Source organism: Pseudomonas sp. JV241A (genome assembly GCF_900275665.1).
Taxonomy (GTDB): Bacteria; Pseudomonadota; Gammaproteobacteria; order Pseudomonadales; family Pseudomonadaceae; genus Aquipseudomonas; species Aquipseudomonas wadenswilerensis.
Genome location: NZ_OPYO01000024.1, coordinates 78,248 through 92,594 on the forward strand (window position 1 = coordinate 78,248; position 14,347 = coordinate 92,594).

At 63.9% G+C, this 14,347-nt stretch carries 18 protein-coding genes and 1 riboswitch; of the genes, 9 read left to right on the top strand and 9 right to left on the bottom strand.

The features are described from left to right. Nucleotide 1: 1 nt before the first annotated feature. Nucleotides 2-206: riboswitch (cobalamin riboswitch) on the top strand. Nucleotides 207-311: 105 nt separating this feature from the next. The 9 genes from JV241A_RS15960 to JV241A_RS16000 all read left to right on the top strand — a co-directional run bounded on the left by JV241A_RS15960 (nucleotide 312) and on the right by JV241A_RS16000 (nucleotide 7,646). Then, on the top strand, nucleotides 312-698 hold the full coding sequence (locus JV241A_RS15960) for a (2Fe-2S) ferredoxin domain-containing protein (RefSeq protein WP_051636725.1): 387 nt from the start codon (nucleotides 312-314) through the stop codon (nucleotides 696-698). Further along, nucleotides 695-1,627 (top strand): ABC transporter substrate-binding protein, encoded by a 933-nt coding sequence (locus tag JV241A_RS15965; RefSeq protein WP_134063477.1) that lies wholly within the window; start codon nucleotides 695-697, stop codon nucleotides 1,625-1,627. Before JV241A_RS15960 ends, JV241A_RS15965 begins: the two co-directional genes overlap by 4 nt. A 133-nt stretch (nucleotides 1,628-1,760) precedes the next feature. Continuing rightward, nucleotides 1,761-2,678: an arginine deiminase-related protein gene (locus JV241A_RS15970; protein ID WP_134063479.1), complete on the top strand. Its 918-nt coding sequence runs from the start codon at nucleotides 1,761-1,763 to the stop codon at nucleotides 2,676-2,678. A 20-nt stretch (nucleotides 2,679-2,698) separates the two neighbouring features. Next, nucleotides 2,699-3,745, top strand: coding sequence for an ornithine cyclodeaminase (locus tag JV241A_RS15975; protein ID WP_115087913.1), 1,047 nt, complete (start codon nucleotides 2,699-2,701; stop codon nucleotides 3,743-3,745). Between the two features lie 248 nt (nucleotides 3,746-3,993). Continuing rightward, complete coding sequence (locus tag JV241A_RS15980) at nucleotides 3,994-4,773, top strand: ABC transporter substrate-binding protein (protein WP_134063481.1); 780 nt, start codon at nucleotides 3,994-3,996, stop codon at nucleotides 4,771-4,773. A gap of 75 nt (nucleotides 4,774-4,848) precedes the next feature. Then, nucleotides 4,849-5,574, top strand: coding sequence for an ABC transporter permease (locus JV241A_RS15985; protein ID WP_115087915.1), 726 nt, complete (start codon nucleotides 4,849-4,851; stop codon nucleotides 5,572-5,574). Beyond that, nucleotides 5,571-6,284, top strand: a complete 714-nt coding sequence (locus JV241A_RS15990) for an ABC transporter permease (protein WP_134063483.1) — start codon at nucleotides 5,571-5,573, stop codon at nucleotides 6,282-6,284. Before JV241A_RS15985 ends, JV241A_RS15990 begins: the two co-directional genes overlap by 4 nt. Before the next feature lie 3 nt (nucleotides 6,285-6,287). Beyond that, on the top strand, nucleotides 6,288-7,139 hold the full coding sequence (locus JV241A_RS15995; RefSeq protein WP_233674513.1) for an ATP-binding cassette domain-containing protein: 852 nt from the start codon (nucleotides 6,288-6,290) through the stop codon (nucleotides 7,137-7,139). A 12-nt stretch (nucleotides 7,140-7,151) separates the two neighbouring features. Further along, entirely contained in the window at nucleotides 7,152-7,646 is a 495-nt protein-coding gene (locus JV241A_RS16000; protein WP_010224632.1) for an Lrp/AsnC family transcriptional regulator, read from the top strand. Nucleotides 7,647-7,654: 8 nt separating this feature from the next. On the opposite strand, the gene JV241A_RS16005 is transcribed toward JV241A_RS16000, so the two are convergent. The 9 genes from JV241A_RS16005 to JV241A_RS16045 form a co-directional block, all read right to left on the bottom strand. Next, nucleotides 7,655-8,707, bottom strand: a complete 1,053-nt coding sequence (locus JV241A_RS16005) for an AI-2E family transporter (protein ID WP_115088498.1) — start codon at nucleotides 8,705-8,707, stop codon at nucleotides 7,655-7,657. A gap of 12 nt (nucleotides 8,708-8,719) precedes the next feature. Then, the gene (locus tag JV241A_RS16010) at nucleotides 8,720-9,487 is read right to left on the bottom strand and encodes a DUF4892 domain-containing protein (RefSeq protein WP_115087917.1); all 768 of its coding nucleotides are present in this window, start codon (nucleotides 9,485-9,487) and stop codon (nucleotides 8,720-8,722) included. Nucleotides 9,488-9,632: 145 nt separating this feature from the next. After that, nucleotides 9,633-10,487 (bottom strand): alpha/beta hydrolase, encoded by an 855-nt coding sequence (locus tag JV241A_RS16015; protein ID WP_134063485.1) that lies wholly within the window; start codon nucleotides 10,485-10,487, stop codon nucleotides 9,633-9,635. Next, nucleotides 10,484-11,278, bottom strand: a complete 795-nt coding sequence (locus tag JV241A_RS16020) for an alpha/beta hydrolase (protein ID WP_115087919.1) — start codon at nucleotides 11,276-11,278, stop codon at nucleotides 10,484-10,486. The genes JV241A_RS16015 and JV241A_RS16020 overlap by 4 nt, the downstream gene beginning before the upstream one ends. Before the next feature lie 92 nt (nucleotides 11,279-11,370). Continuing rightward, nucleotides 11,371-11,718 (bottom strand): hypothetical protein, encoded by a 348-nt coding sequence (locus JV241A_RS16025; protein WP_115087920.1) that lies wholly within the window; start codon nucleotides 11,716-11,718, stop codon nucleotides 11,371-11,373. 91 nt (nucleotides 11,719-11,809) lie between these two features. Beyond that, a complete protein-coding gene (locus JV241A_RS16030) occupies nucleotides 11,810-12,253 on the bottom strand; it encodes a hotdog fold thioesterase (RefSeq protein ID WP_115087921.1) in 444 nt (147 codons plus the stop codon). Nucleotides 12,254-12,290: 37 nt separating this feature from the next. Next, complete coding sequence (gene sixA, locus JV241A_RS16035; protein ID WP_134063487.1) at nucleotides 12,291-12,746, bottom strand: phosphohistidine phosphatase SixA; 456 nt, start codon at nucleotides 12,744-12,746, stop codon at nucleotides 12,291-12,293. After that, nucleotides 12,743-13,090, bottom strand: a complete 348-nt coding sequence (locus JV241A_RS16040) for a DUF4389 domain-containing protein (RefSeq protein ID WP_010224647.1) — start codon at nucleotides 13,088-13,090, stop codon at nucleotides 12,743-12,745. Before JV241A_RS16040 ends, sixA begins: the two co-directional genes overlap by 4 nt. Before the next feature lie 13 nt (nucleotides 13,091-13,103). After that, complete coding sequence (locus JV241A_RS16045) at nucleotides 13,104-14,129, bottom strand: NAD(P)H-dependent glycerol-3-phosphate dehydrogenase (protein ID WP_115087923.1); 1,026 nt, start codon at nucleotides 14,127-14,129, stop codon at nucleotides 13,104-13,106. Between the last annotated feature and the right edge of the window lie 218 nt (nucleotides 14,130-14,347).

Consider the following 14,347-nt stretch of genomic DNA (forward strand, 5'->3'; position numbering starts at 1 on the left):
CAGATGCCTGCCAGTTTCAGGTGCCTGCCGCCGCCGTGCGTCAGGTGAAACGGGAAGCCGGTGCGTCGTTATCGACCAGTCCGGCGCTGCCCCCGCAACGGTAAGCGAGTGAAGCATTCAACCCGCCACTGTGCCCACAGGCATGGGAAGGCGAATGGCTTCAAGCCTCGCAAGCCCGGAGACCGGCCTGAAGCCCCACGACTGCACGCAGTCATTTAGGCAAACCTGCGGAGGGCGGGCACGAGCCGGCTGCCTGGCGCGTGTTGGCTGGGGCCCTCCTGTGCGCTTCGCGAATGTTTTTCGAGAAGTCCATGACAGCAACAACCCCCAAGCGTCGCCGCGGCCGCGTCGCCGAAGATGAAATCCAGAGCAAGCCCGAGTGGTCGCAGATCCCCGAGCATACCCGCCACGTGATGCTCTGCACCGGCCCTCGCTGCGTGCAACGCGGTGCCCTGCCGCTGTGGAAAGTCCTGCGCCGCGAGCTGCTGGTGGCCAACCGTATCGAAACCACTGACGGCGTGCTGCTGACCCGCAGCCATTGCCAGTTCCCCTGTAACCTCGGCCCAGTGCTGACGGTGTATCCGGACCGTTGCTGGTACCGGGTAGCCAACGCCGAAGACGCGCAACGGCTGGTGCGCGAACACCTGATCGAGGGCCAGCCGGTGCCCGATCTGCTGCTCAATGGCCAGGTGTCATGAGGTGGTTCGGCGCCAGCTTGCTGGCCGTGCTGAGCAGCAGCGCCCTGGCCCTGGACTATCAAAACTGCGGGCAGACCTGGCAACTGCCACATGACCGTCCACAACGCATCCTGGCCCTCAACCAGCACGCCGCCGACCTGCTGCTGGCCCTTGAAGCCGGCCCAACCCTGGCCGCGGTCAGCTATATCGATGACGACCCGCAAGCCCTGGCCAGCGGACGCTATCGCGGCGTCCCCCTGCTGTCACGCCGCTACCCGGCAACCGAGGTCGTCTATGCCCAGGGTTACGACCTGCTGGTCGGCGGTTTTGCCAGTGCCTTTCGCGACAGCGACGGCGTAGCCCTGCGCACGACCTTGAAGGCCAACGGCATCGGCACTTACCTGCTGGAGAACGCCTGCGCGCCAGCGACCGAAAACGGCTTTGCCGCCGTTGAACAAGACCTGCGTGTCCTCGGCCGCCTGTTGCAGCGCGACGCCCAGGCCAGCCACCTGATCACCCGCCAGCGCCAGGATCTGGCCGCTGCTAAAGCCATCGCCGGGCACGGGCAGCCGCTGTCGGTGTTCTACCTCGACAGCGAGGTCAACGGCCTGCACAGCGAAGGCAAGCGCGGCTTCATCACCCAACTGATCGACGCGGCGGGCGGCCGCAACCTTTACGCCGAGGTTGAGCTGAACCGGGTCACGGTCGATGCCGAAAGCCTGCTGCGCGCCGACCCCGACGTCATCATCCTTGCCGATGCAGTGTGGTCGCCCGCCGCCGGCAAGCGCGCTTACCTGCGCAAGCACCCGGCGCTCTCGCACTTGCAAGCCGTGCGCAACAATCGCCTGATCGACCTGCCCTTCACCCACATCCTTGCCGGCGAACACAGCGCCAGCACCGCGCTGAGCCTGGCGCGGCAGCTGCGCGCCTTCAAGCAAGACCCACCTTGAGTCATCACAGCAGATTCCGCTGTCAAACCCACTATTTCAGCTTTACCGGCTGAGCGCCCAACGCGCTTCAGCCGGGATTTATCATTGATCACGTCGACAATAAGCACACAGCCAACCCCGGATGCGTGCCTCGATGCAAACAACAAATACAGTCTTGATGATCCGCCCGGCGCGGTTCGCCTTCAACCCGGATACCGCCCTCAACAACCGTTTCCAGCAAGCCCTGCTCGAGCCGGAGCAGGCACAGCAGAAAGCGCTGGAAGAGTTCGATGGTTATGTCGACACCCTGCGCCAGCACGGCGTCGAAGTGCTGGTGGTGCAGGACACCCCGGCGCCGCACACCCCAGACTCGATTTTCCCCAACAACTGGTGGAGCAGCCACGCCGACGGCAGCCTGGTGCTCTATCCGATGGAAGGCCAGAACCGCCGCCTGGAGCGCAGCAAGGGCGTGCTCAAGGTGCTCGAAGAGCGTTTTGCCGTCCGTCAGACCATCGATCTGAGCCCCCTGGAACAGCAGAGTATGTATCTGGAAGGGACCGGCAGCATGGTCCTGGATCGCGAGCACCGGATCAGCTATGCCTGCCATTCCGGGCGCACCCACACCCAGGCCCTGCGCCTTTTCGCCGAACAGCTCGACTATCGCCTGTGCCTGTTCCACGCCATCGACCGCCACCAGGCGCCGATCTATCACTGCAATGTGATGATGAGCGTTGGCCGCGGGCTCTCGGTGGTCTGCCTGCAGGCCCTGCCCGAGGCCGCCGAGCGCCGCGCCCTGGAGCATTCTCTGCGCGACACCGGCAAGGACATTTTGACCCTGGATTTCGACCAGCTCGAAGGTTTCGCCGGCAACATGCTTGAAGTCCACGACAAGCAAGGCCAGCCGCTGCTGGTGATGTCGCGCAGCGCCTGGCGCTCGCTCAGCCCCGAACAGCGCCGGCAGGTCGAACAGCACAGCCACCCGGTGGTGGTGAACATCGACCATATCGAGCGCATTGGCGGCGGCAGCGCGCGCTGCATGCTCGCCGAAGTGCACCTGCCCGTCCGTCACTGATTACAACAAAGGAGTTCATCATGACCCGCTATATCGACGTTACCGACCTCAGCCGCCTGGTGGCACGCAAAGGCCTGAGCACCTGCATCAGCGAAATGGCCGAGTACATCCGTGAGGACTACCTGCGCTGGCAGGACTTCGAAAAATGCGCACGCCTGGCCAACCACTCGCCCGATGGCGTGATCGAGCTGATGCCGGTGTCCGACGCCAACCTGTACGCCTTCAAGTACGTCAACGGCCACCCGAAAAATACCCATCGCGGCATGCTCACGGTAATGGCCTTCGGCGCCCTGGGCGACGTCGATACCGGCGCGCCGGTGCTGCTCAGCGAAATGACCCTGACCACCGCTATCCGTACCGCCGCCACTTCGGCCCTGGCCGCCCGCTACCTGGCGCGCAAGGACAGCCGCAGCATGGCGCTGATCGGCAACGGCTCGCAAAGCGAGTTCCAGGCCCTGGCCTTCCACGCCCTGCTGGGCATCGAAGACATTCGCCTGTATGACCTGGACCCGGCCGCCAGCGCCAAACTGGTCGCCAACCTCAGCGCCTTCCCTGCAATCAAGGTAACCGTCGCCGGTTCCGTCGCCGAAGCGGTGCGCGGCGCCGACATCGTCACCACGGTGACCGCCGACAAGGCCTACGCCACCATCCTCACGCCGGAGATGATCGAGCCGGGCATGCACCTCAATGCCGTCGGCGGTGACTGCCCGGGCAAGACCGAACTGCACCGCGAGATCGTCGAGCGCGCGCGGGTGATCGTCGAGTACGAACCGCAAAGCCGCATCGAAGGCGAAATCCAGCAAATGCCCGCCGACTCGCCGACCACCGAATTCTGGCAAGTGATCAACGGCCAGGTGGCCGGTCGCGAAAACGCCGCGCAAGTGACGCTGTTCGACTCGGTCGGCTTCGCCCTCGAAGATTACTCGGCGCTGCGTTATGTGCTGGACGTGGCCAAGGCCCTGGACATCGGCAGCGAGATCGCCCTGGTGCCGGAACTCAAGGACCCGAAAGACCTGTTCGCGCTGCTGCGTGCACCGGTTGAAAACCTGCAGAAAAAACGCGCCTGAACCCGACCGATTCTGCCGTGCCACCGCGCGGCAGATCGGAAACTGCTGCAAGGGAAGCTTAAACAGGAGGTGCCTCAGCCGATTCGGCTGCCATACACGCGTTAACAGCAAAATCCGGCAGCCGACGCCGGCGCAAACGACACAAAAAAAACGTCGTCATCGCGCATTCTGAGCCCGACCAGAGAGTCACTAAAAGACCAGAAGCGCACCACTGCCCTACATCAACTATAAAACTCAGGGATACTCATATGACTTCGCTGCGAAAGCTCCTCAGCGTGCTGCTCCTGCCACTGTGCGCAAGTGCGGTGCAGGCCAAGGAATGGACCGAGATCCGTTTCGGCGTCTACCCCGAATACCCCCCTTTTGAATCCGTTGCCGCCGATGGCAGCCTGCAAGGCTTCGACATCGAGCTGGGCAACGCCATCTGCGCCAAGCTGCAAGTCAAATGCACCTGGGTGCACAACGAATTCGACGGCATGATCCCGGCCCTGCGGGCACGCAAGTTCGACGCAATCATGTCGTCGATGGCGGTGACCCCGGCGCGGCAGAAACAGATCGACTTCAGCGCCCGGCTGTTCCTCAGCCCGACTTCGGTGATCGTGCGCAACAACGCCGACTTCGGCGACACCCCCGAATCGCTCAAGGGCAAGCAGGTCGGCGTATTGCAGGGCTCGCTGCAGGAAGCGTATGCCCGTGCCAAGCTGGCGCCGCTGGGGGCCCAGATCAAGGCCTACCAGGCCCAGGACCAGAACTACGCCGACCTGATCAACGGCCGCCTCGACGCCACCCTGACCGACAAGCTCGAAGCCCAGCTGAACTTCCTCACCAAGCCCGAAGGCGCCGACTTCAAGAGCGGCCCGGCGATCAAGGACCCTACCCTGCCCCTGGACATCGCCATGGGCCTGCGCAAGAACGACAGCGAGCTCAAGGCCCTGCTCGACAAAGGCATTGCTGCGGTGCATGCCGATGGCACCTTCGCCGCCATCCAGAAGAAGTACGTCGGCGACCTGGATATCTACAACGAGTAAGCCGTGTCGTCGTGATCGGTTCGCCCTGAGCTGATCACGGCCGCATTTGCCCTGCGTCCTACCGAGATTTTTCCCGTGAACGACTTCCTTCACTCCCATGGCTGGCAGGCCCTGAGCTTGCAGGGCTTCGGCCCGCTGTTGCTGCAAGGGACCTGGATGACCCTGAAACTGGCGCTGCTGTCGCTTGGCCTGAGCCTGGCCCTGGGCCTGTTCGGCGCCAGCGCCAAGCTCTCGCGGCTGAAACTGCTGCGCGTGCCGGCAACCCTGTACACCACGCTGATTCGCAGCGTGCCGGACCTGGTGCTGATCCTGCTGATCTTCTACACCCTGCAACTGTGGCTCAACGACCTGACCGAAATGCTCGGCTGGGACTACTTCGAAATCGACCCGTTTACTGCCGGGGTCATCACCCTGGGCTTCATCTACGGCGCCTACTTCACCGAGAACTTTCGCGGCGCGATCCTCAGCGTCCCGGCCGGGCAGCTGGAGGCAGCCACAGCCTATGGGCTGAGCAAGGCGCAACGCTTTCGCCTGGTGCTGTTCCCGCAACTGATGCGTTTCGCCCTGCCGGGCCTGGGCAACAACTGGCTGGTGCTGCTCAAGTCCACCGCGCTGGTGTCGATCATCGGCCTCGCCGACCTGGTCAAGGCCGCGCAGAACGCCGGCAAGACCACCAACAACACCCTGTACTTCCTGATCATCGCCGGGCTTGTGTACCTGCTGATCACCACCCTCTCCAACCGCCTGTTCAAGCACCTGGAGCGGCGTTACAACACCGGCATCAAGGGGCTGGCACGATGATCGAACTCTTTGAACAGTACGGCCAGGCCTACCTCTACAGCGATGGCGCCGGGCTTTCCGGGCTGGCCATGACCCTGTGGCTGTTCGTCATCACCATGGTCCTGGGCTTTTTCCTGTCGCTGCCGCTGGCCCTGGCGCGGGTGTCGCGCAACCTGTGGCTGCGCTGGCCGGTGGAGTTCTACACCTTCGTGTTTCGCGGCACGCCGCTCTACATCCAGTTGCTGATCTGCTACACCGGCCTGTACGGGCTGGAGGTGGTACGCGATCACGCCCTGCTCGACCAGTTCTTTCGCAATGCGCTGAACTGCACCCTGCTGGCCTTCGTGCTCAATACCTGTGCCTACACCGTGGAGATCTTCGCCGGGGCAATTCGCAACATTCCCCATGGCGAGATCGAAGCGGCCCAGGCCTATGGCCTGCACGGCTGGAAGCTGAACCTGTTCGTGGTCTTGCCCGCAGCCCTGCGCCGTTCGCTGCCGGCCTACAGCAACGAACTGATCCTGATGCTGCACGCCACGTCGCTGGCCTTCACCGCCACCATCGCCGACATCCTCAAGGTCGCCCGCGATGCCAACGCCGCCACCTTCCTGACCTTTCAGGCCTTCGGAACGGCGGCCCTTCTGTACATGTTGCTGTCCTTCGCGCTGGTCGGGCTGTTTCGCCTGGCCGAGCGGCGCTGGATGGGTTTTCTTGTTCCTGCCCGAGGCTAATTCATGACCACTACCGCACACGCCCTGGCGACCGCCGAGCCCACTCCCCGCAGCCGCCCAAGCCCGCGCATCGCCAGCGTTGCCGCCGATGCCACGGTCAAGCTGAGCGTTGCCGACCTGCACAAACGCTATGGTGAACATGAAGTGCTCAAGGGCGTCTCGCTGCAGGCGCGCAAAGGCGACGTGATCAGCCTGATCGGCGCCAGCGGCTCGGGCAAGAGCACCATGCTGCGCTGCATCAACTTCCTCGAGCAACCCGATGCCGGGGTCATCACCCTCGATGAACAGACGATCGAAATGCGCCAGGGCCGCGCCGGCACGCGCGCACCGCATCCGGCGCAACTGCAGAACCTGCGCACGCGCCTGGCCATGGTGTTCCAGCACTTCAACCTGTGGAGCCACATGACCGTGCTGGAGAACATCTGCATGGCGCCGCGGCGGGTGCTCGGGGTCAGCAGCCAGGAAGCCGAAGCCCGGGCGCGCAAGTACCTGGACAAGGTCGGCCTGCCGCCGCGGGCCGCCGACCAGTACCCGGCGTTCCTCTCCGGTGGCCAGCAACAGCGGGTGGCGATAGCCCGGGCCCTGGCCATGGAGCCGGAAATCATTCTCTTCGATGAACCGACCTCGGCCCTGGACCCGGAGCTGGTCGGTGAAGTGCTGAAAGTCATACAGACGCTGGCCGAGGAAGGCCGTACCATGCTCATGGTCACCCACGAGATGGGCTTTGCCCGTCAGGTGTCGAGCCAGGTGCTGTTTCTGCATCAGGGCCGGGTCGAGGAACAGGGAAGCGCCGAGATACTTGACCAGCCGCAGAGCGAGCGCCTGCAGCAATTTCTTTCCAACCGTTTGAAGTGAAGCCGAACCTGCATGGATACCAAGGTCAACAGCCCACAGACCACGCCGCCCCTGGACCGGATCGACGAAGCGATCATCGACGTGCTGCGCCATAACGGGCGCATCACCTATGAAAAGCTCTCATCGCTGGTGCACCTCACCCCACGCCCGTGCCTGGAGCGGGTGCGCAAGCTGGAACGGCGCGGGGTGATTCGCGGCTATGGCGCGATCATCGATGTGCAGATGGTTTCGCCCGGTTTGTCGCTGCTGGTGCTGGTGGCCCTCTCCAACCAGAGCGGGCGCGCGGCGCAAAAGGCGTTTGAAGCCTGCGTGCGCGCCTGCCCGCAGGTGTTCGACTGCCAGCTGATCAGTGGTCACTTCGACTACAGCCTGCGCATGCGTTGCCGTGACATGGAGCACTATCGGGTGCTGACCGAGACCTGGATGAACAACGACGAGCTGCATATCGACAAGCTGGTCGCCCACCCGGAGCTGGCGGTGGTGAAGAACACCGCCCCCCAGCTCTAACCCCGCAATCAGGTACGCGGCGGCGCCACCGGCCCGCTGCGCGACCAGTCCAGCAACAGGCTGTAGGCCACCGCCAGCAAGGTCGGGCCGATGAACAGGCCGATAAAGCCGAAGGCCAGCAGGCCGCCAAATACCCCAAGCAGGACAATCACCAGCGGCAGGTTGCCGCCACGGCTGATCAGGTAGGGTTTGAGCACGTTGTCGACGCCGCTGATGATGAAGGTACCCCAGAGGCCGAGGAACACCGCCATGCCGTATTCGCCCTGCCAGGCCAGCCAGGCGGTGGCCGGGACCCAGGCCAGTGGCGGGCCCATGGGGATCAGGCTGAGCATGAAGGTGACGATCCCCAGCACCAGCGCCCCCGGTACACCGGCGATCAAAAAGCCGATCAGCGCCAGTACGGCTTGCGCCGCTGCCGTGCCGATCACGCCGTTGACCACCCGTTGCACGGTACCGGCCACCAGGTCCAGGTAGTACTCGGCACGCTCGCCGATCAGCCGGTCCAGCAGGCGCAGCACGAAAGCCGCCAGCCGTGGCCCGTCACGGTAGAAGAAGAACACGAAGACCAGGCTCAGGGTCAGCTCGAGAATGCCGCTGCCGATCTGCGCGCTGCGCGCCAGCAGCCAATTGCCGACCTGGCCCAGGTACGGCTTGATGGTGGTCAGCAAGGCCGCGCCCTGCTGGTCGATGGTGTCCCACATGCCCACCAGACGTTCGCCCACCAACGGCACGCCACCTAGCCAGCTCGGTGCATCGGGCAGGCCGTCGACCTGCACGTCGCGTACGAAGGCGGTGGCATCACGAATATGGTCGGCCAGGTTGAAGCCCAGCCACACCAGCGGCAGTGCCACCAGCAAGATCCACAAGGTGGTCAGCAAGCCTGCGGCCAGGGTTTCGCGACCGCCGAGCAGGCGGGTCAACAGGCGCATCAGCGGCCAGCTGGCATAGGCCAGGATGGCGCCCCAAAGTAGCGCCGAAATAAACGGCGCCATCACCCACAGGCCGGCGCCAAGCAGCGCCAGCAGGATGATCTGCACCAGCAGGCGGTCATTATTTGGCATCATGCTTCTCGATCAACGAATCAGTTCGACGTGGAAACCATCGGTCTCTGCGCTACCCACTTCCAGTCGCGCCGAAAGTACTCCGGCCTTTACCAACTGCTCGCGCCAGGCTTCGGCCTTGGCCCCGCTCAGGCTCACGCGCAAGGTGGTGTTGTTGTTAAGGCTGCGCCCGATCAGGTTGACCCAAGCCTGCGCTGGCTCGCCGTTCAAGTCAGGGTAGTCGAGCTTGCCGGTGTCGAGCAGTTCGCGCATCAAGGTCGCTGCAGTTGGCAGCAACTCGCCCAGGGGCGCCTCGGCGACAAACTCTTCGACATGCAGGTAGGCGCGCTTGTTGCCACGGGTGACGCTGTACAGCGCGATCAGGGTATTGCTCTGCTCGGCGGAGCGGCGCAGCAGGATGAACGCCTGTTGCTCGTCGGCGCCCGACAGCGTGCGGTTCTTGAACACCTCGTTGGCCCACAGGCTGTTCTCGCCACAATCGCGGGCCTGGCACCAGAACAACGGATAACCGCCATCCTTCTGCAAGGCTTCGCGGGCTGCGGTGAAGGCTTCGTTGGCGCTGCGCTCGCGAGGCAGCTCGTAGGTGGTCGAGCTGACCTGGCCACGGCTCTCGATCTTGCCGTCGACCCGCAGCTGGTTGCTGATCTTGCGCAGGCCGCCCAGCGGGTAGATGCGCTCCTGCAACACTGGAGGGCGCTGATCGACCACTTTGGCGTCCAGCGGCACCGGCAACCCCTCGGCCAGCAACGGCGCGCTGGCGAGAACGCCTAGCCCGGCCATCACCGCCTGGATAAAAGGTTTGAGCCTCATAGGCACGCCACCGAGCGCGGGGCGTCAAGGTGGTCAACGGATGTGGCGTTGTCTTGCTCGTTCATGGTTGTCTCCCTGTTCAACCCGCCAAGCCTCGACAGTTGCCCGCCACAAGTCAAGGAATGCCAAAGAAGCGATTGAAACAGTCTGCAACAAGGGTTGCGCCGGCCTCGTCATTCAGGTGCAGGTGATGGCCGCCCGGCAGTTGTTCTCGCTCAAAGGGTAGCTGCTCAAGCAACGCGCCGTGGCGCGCCAGCATGCCCTCGGCTGCCACCACCAGTTTCGCCGGGCAGGCGATGCGCTGCACAAAGCTCATGGCCTGGGCTTCGTTGAGCCGGGTGGGCGATGGCAGGGTCAGGCGGCTGTCACTGCGCCAGCTGAAACCACCGGGTACCGGCATCAGCCCACGCTGAGCGAGCAGCTCGGCGGCTTCGCGGCTGACCGCCACCAGGCCCTTCATGCGCGCCTCGATTGCCTGGTCGAGGGTCGGGTGCACCGCCTTGCGTTTACTGTCCAGGCGCAGTTGCGCCTGCAGGGCAATGCCCATGCGTTCGGCGGCATCCTGAGGGCCGCTGGTGGGCGGGATCACCCCGTCGATCAAGGCCAGGCGAGTGACCCGTTCGGGCAGCGAACCGGCCAGCAGCACCGAAATGATCGCCCCAAGCGAATGCCCGAGCAGGGCAAAATGCGCCCACCCCATCTGCTCGGCGACGCGCAGCACATCGTGGGCGTAATCGGCCAGGGCATAGCCGGCGCCAGCCGGGCGATGGTCGGAATGGCCATGGCCCGCCAGGTCCAGGGCCAGGATGCGCAGGCCCTTGAGCCGGGGCGCCAGGCGGGAAAAGCTGTTGGCGTTGTCGAGCCAGCCGTGCAAGGCGATTACCGGCAGGCCATCGGCGGGCCCGAACAAGTGCGCGGCCAGCTCGATATGACCCAGGTTCAGGCGAACTTCTTCCATTTCGCTACTCATGCCGGGGTGTCCTGCCAGCGGTCGAACAGGTCCTTGATCAGGCTCGCGGTATCGGTGGGGTGCTCCAGCGGAAACATATGGCCGCCGGGCAGACTGTGGTATTCGCCTTTCGGCATGCCACGCACGGCCAGGGCGTGATGACGCTTGACCACTCGGCTATGACTGCCACGGACCATGGCCAGGGGCAACTGCAACTGTTTGGCCGGGCTTGGGCTGGTGTGCGGCAGGCTGCGGTAGATGCTGATCTCCGTGGCCGGATCAAAGCGCAGGCGCAAGCCGTCTTCGTCAGGCTGCAGTCCATGCTCCAGGTAGGCGTCCAGGCATTCCGGGTCGAAATGCCGGAACAACGTCTTGCCAGCAAAGTAGGCCCGCGCGCTGTCACGATCGGCAAAGGCTTCGCGGCGGCCCATCGTGCGCCCGGCCGGGGTGATGCGATCGATGAAACCCATGCGCTTGGCTGCCTGGATCAGCCACTGATCGACCCGGGTCAATACCGGCGAATCGAGCATCACCACACCACGGTAGTACTGCGGGCAGCGCATGGCCGCATGCAGGTGCAACACGCCACCCAAGGAATGACCGACGCCCCAGACCGGGCCGGGTTGTTGCTCCAGGTGATGGATCAGTTCGTCGACCAGGTTCTGCCAGTTGTCATTGACCGGAAAACGCGGATCGTGGGCGTGCTGGGCCAGGTGGGTCACCTGATAGTCGGGGGCCAGCGCAGCAAAGAGCTTGCCGTAAGTGGCCGAGGGGAAGCCATTGGCATGGGCGAAGAAGATCTGCTGCGACATGGCCGCCAATCCAGAGGGAAGTGATGGCTCATTGTCGGCAACCGCACCCGCTGCGGCAATGTCCGGAAAGGCCATCGGCGACGGCAATCAGGTCAATACTCGCCGAAACTGGCCATGGAGCGGCGCAGGCAGGCCTGCATATAGGCCAGTTGCTGCTCCAGGGCTTCGCGGGCACGGCGTTTGTCTTCGGCATCGAGCTCGAGCCGACGCAAGGCCAGGCAACTGGTCTGCAGCAGGTGTGACATACGGATGCTGGCCTGGCGCAGCTGCTCCAGCTCGTACTGGCCTTCGAACTTGCGCAGCAGGTAGTCGAGCTTGGCGTCGGCGCTGTCCTGCAGCATGCGGTACTCGGCAAAATCCAGCGCCTGGTGCTTGCGCACCTTGTCGAGCGTCGGCTGCACATCGGCCGAGTACACCAGATCCAGATGTCTACTGCTCATAGTCGAATTCCCTGGGACACCCTGCCCCGCAACTTCAACGCACGCTAACAAGCTGCACGGAGCACGACAACTGGTAAAAATGTCAGGTCGATCAGCGGCTCGGTGCGTCCTGACCCAGGGGAATCACGGCAATAGTCAGACGCGAAATGCAGCTGGCCTTGCCCTCGTCGCTGCTCAAGCGAATATCCCAGACGTGGGTGCTGCGGCCGATGTGCACCGGCTTGGCCGTCGCCGTCACCCGCCCGCTGCGGATCCCGCGCAGGTGGTTGGCGTTGATTTCCAGGCCCACGCAGTAGAACTTCTGCGGGTCGATGCACAGGTAGCTGGCCATCGAGCCGACGGTTTCGGCCAGCACCACCGAGGCGCCGCCGTGCAGCAGGCCGTAAGGCTGGTGGGTGCGGTGATCGACGACAATGCTGGCGCTGAGTGAGTCCTCGCTGAAGGCCTCAAAGCGGATGTCCAGCACTTCGCCTATGGTGTTTTTCAGCAACGCGTTGAGGTGATCGATATCAGGCTGGGTGTGCCACAGGCTCATGGGATCAATCCTTCTTGTCATTGTTGTAGCGGGTGATTCATGGGTGATGCAGGTTACTCAGGGTCATCAGCCCGGCCAGCGGCCATTCGCCTTCGAGCTGCGCCAGGCTGGCGGTGCTCATTGGCGCCGGGTGCCGGTAGTTACCATGTTCCAGCAAGCCGACCAGGTTGCCCACCAGCGGTTGGTGACTGACCAGCAGCACCTCCTCCACGCCCAGTTTGTCCAGCTCGGCGATGACCGCTTGCGGGTCACTGTCGGGGGTCAGCCAGGACACGGTCTGCACCGGTTTGGCAAACCCGAGCGCTTCATGGACCAGGGCAGCGGTCTGCTGGGCACGTACATAGGGGCTGGCGAGGATCACCTGCGGTGGTTGGCCAAGCAACACAGCAGCGCTGCGCAGCACCTGCTCGCGGCCATGGGCGGTGAGCCGGCGCTCGGCATCGGTGTTGGCCCGCTGCTCGGCCTCGCCGTGACGCAGAACCCAGAGCTTCACAGCTTCGGCTCTTCGTCGCGTACCGGATGCGGCGCAGGCGGTACGCTGTGCGCGGCTTCGCCTTCCGGCGCGCGCGGGGTTGGCCAGTCGGCGAATGGCCAGGGCTTCTGGTCGCTGTGGAAGCTGCCGAAGCGGCCGATCTGGGCCAGGAACTGGCTGAGGCTGTCGCCGAAATTCATCAGGCTGGCGCTCGGTGCACCGTAAATCAGCCGGTAGATCAGTTGCACCAGCACCAGGCCACCGAGCAGCAGTTCGGCCAGTTGCCAGACCACCAGGAATACCAGCATCCACAGTACGCGCAAGATGATCGATTCGCGCTGGGTCTGGTTCGAAGATTCGTTCATGTCCTGCTCCTGCTTAGTTGAAACCACTGGTGGAGATAAAGTCGACATCGGTTTTCGGCTCGCCGCGCATCAGCAGCTCGATCACCTGGGTCAGGGTCCGGCCTTCGAACAGGATCGCGTGCAGCCCGGCCACCAGGGGCATGTACACCTGGACCTCCTGGGCTTTGACCTTGAGCACCTTGAGGGTGTTCACCCCTTCTGCCACTTCACCCAGGCGGCTGACCGCCTCGTCCAGGCTCAGGCCCTGGCCCAGGGCGTGACCGACCTGGTAGTTGCGGCTCTTGGGCGAGGAGCAGGTGACGATCAGGTCACCGACCCCGGCCAGGCCCAGGAAGGTCATCGGGTTGGCACCCTGGCTGACGGCAAAGCGGGTCATCTCGGCCAGGGCGCGGGTGATCAGCATGCTCTTGGTGTTCTCGCCCATCCCCAAGGCCACGGCCATGCCGGCGATGATCGCGTAGACGTTCTTCAACGCCCCGCCCAGCTCGACACCGAAACGGTCGCCGCTGGCATAAACACGAAAGGTGCGCCCGTGCAGTACGGCCTGAACCTGCTGGCAGAGAGCTTCGTCTTCACTGGCGACCACGGTGGCCGTCAACGCGTGTTCGGCCACTTCGCGGGCCAGGTTGGGCCCCGACAGCACGCCGATGCGCGCCTGAGGGGCGATTTCTTCGAGGATCTGGCTCATCAGCTTGAAGCTTTGCGCCTCGATGCCCTTGGTCAGACTGACCAGCATCTTGCCGCCCAGTAGCTGAGCGTGCGGCGCCAGCACGCTGCGCAGGGCGCTGGAGGGCAAGGCGACGAAGATCAGCTCGCAGGCCTCGAGGGTCGCCAGCAAATCGTTGACCGGCTCGACCCCGGCATGCAACTTGATGCCCTTGAGGTAGCGCGGGTTCTCGCGGTTGGTACGCATGGCTTCGGCCTGCTCGGGGTCGCGCATCCATTGCCGCACCCGAACGCCGTTTTCCGCCAGCAGATTCGCCACGGCGGTGCCGAAACTCCCGCCTCCCAGAACTGCAACAGGCTGCTGTTCAGTCATATCCAATCCGTTAAAACCAATTAAAGTGGCGACCTGCGCATTATACGGAGCGCCAGTGCCAGAGCCAGTGGCAGATGACCGAATAGGCCTTGGGAACAGTCGCGCCATGACTGGAAAATGCCCGCCACTCGGTTAACATGCCCGACTTGAACCAGTTACCAAGGCCGCACTGTGTCTTTTGGCCCGACCTCCAATCGCCCTTTATTATTGCTGACAGC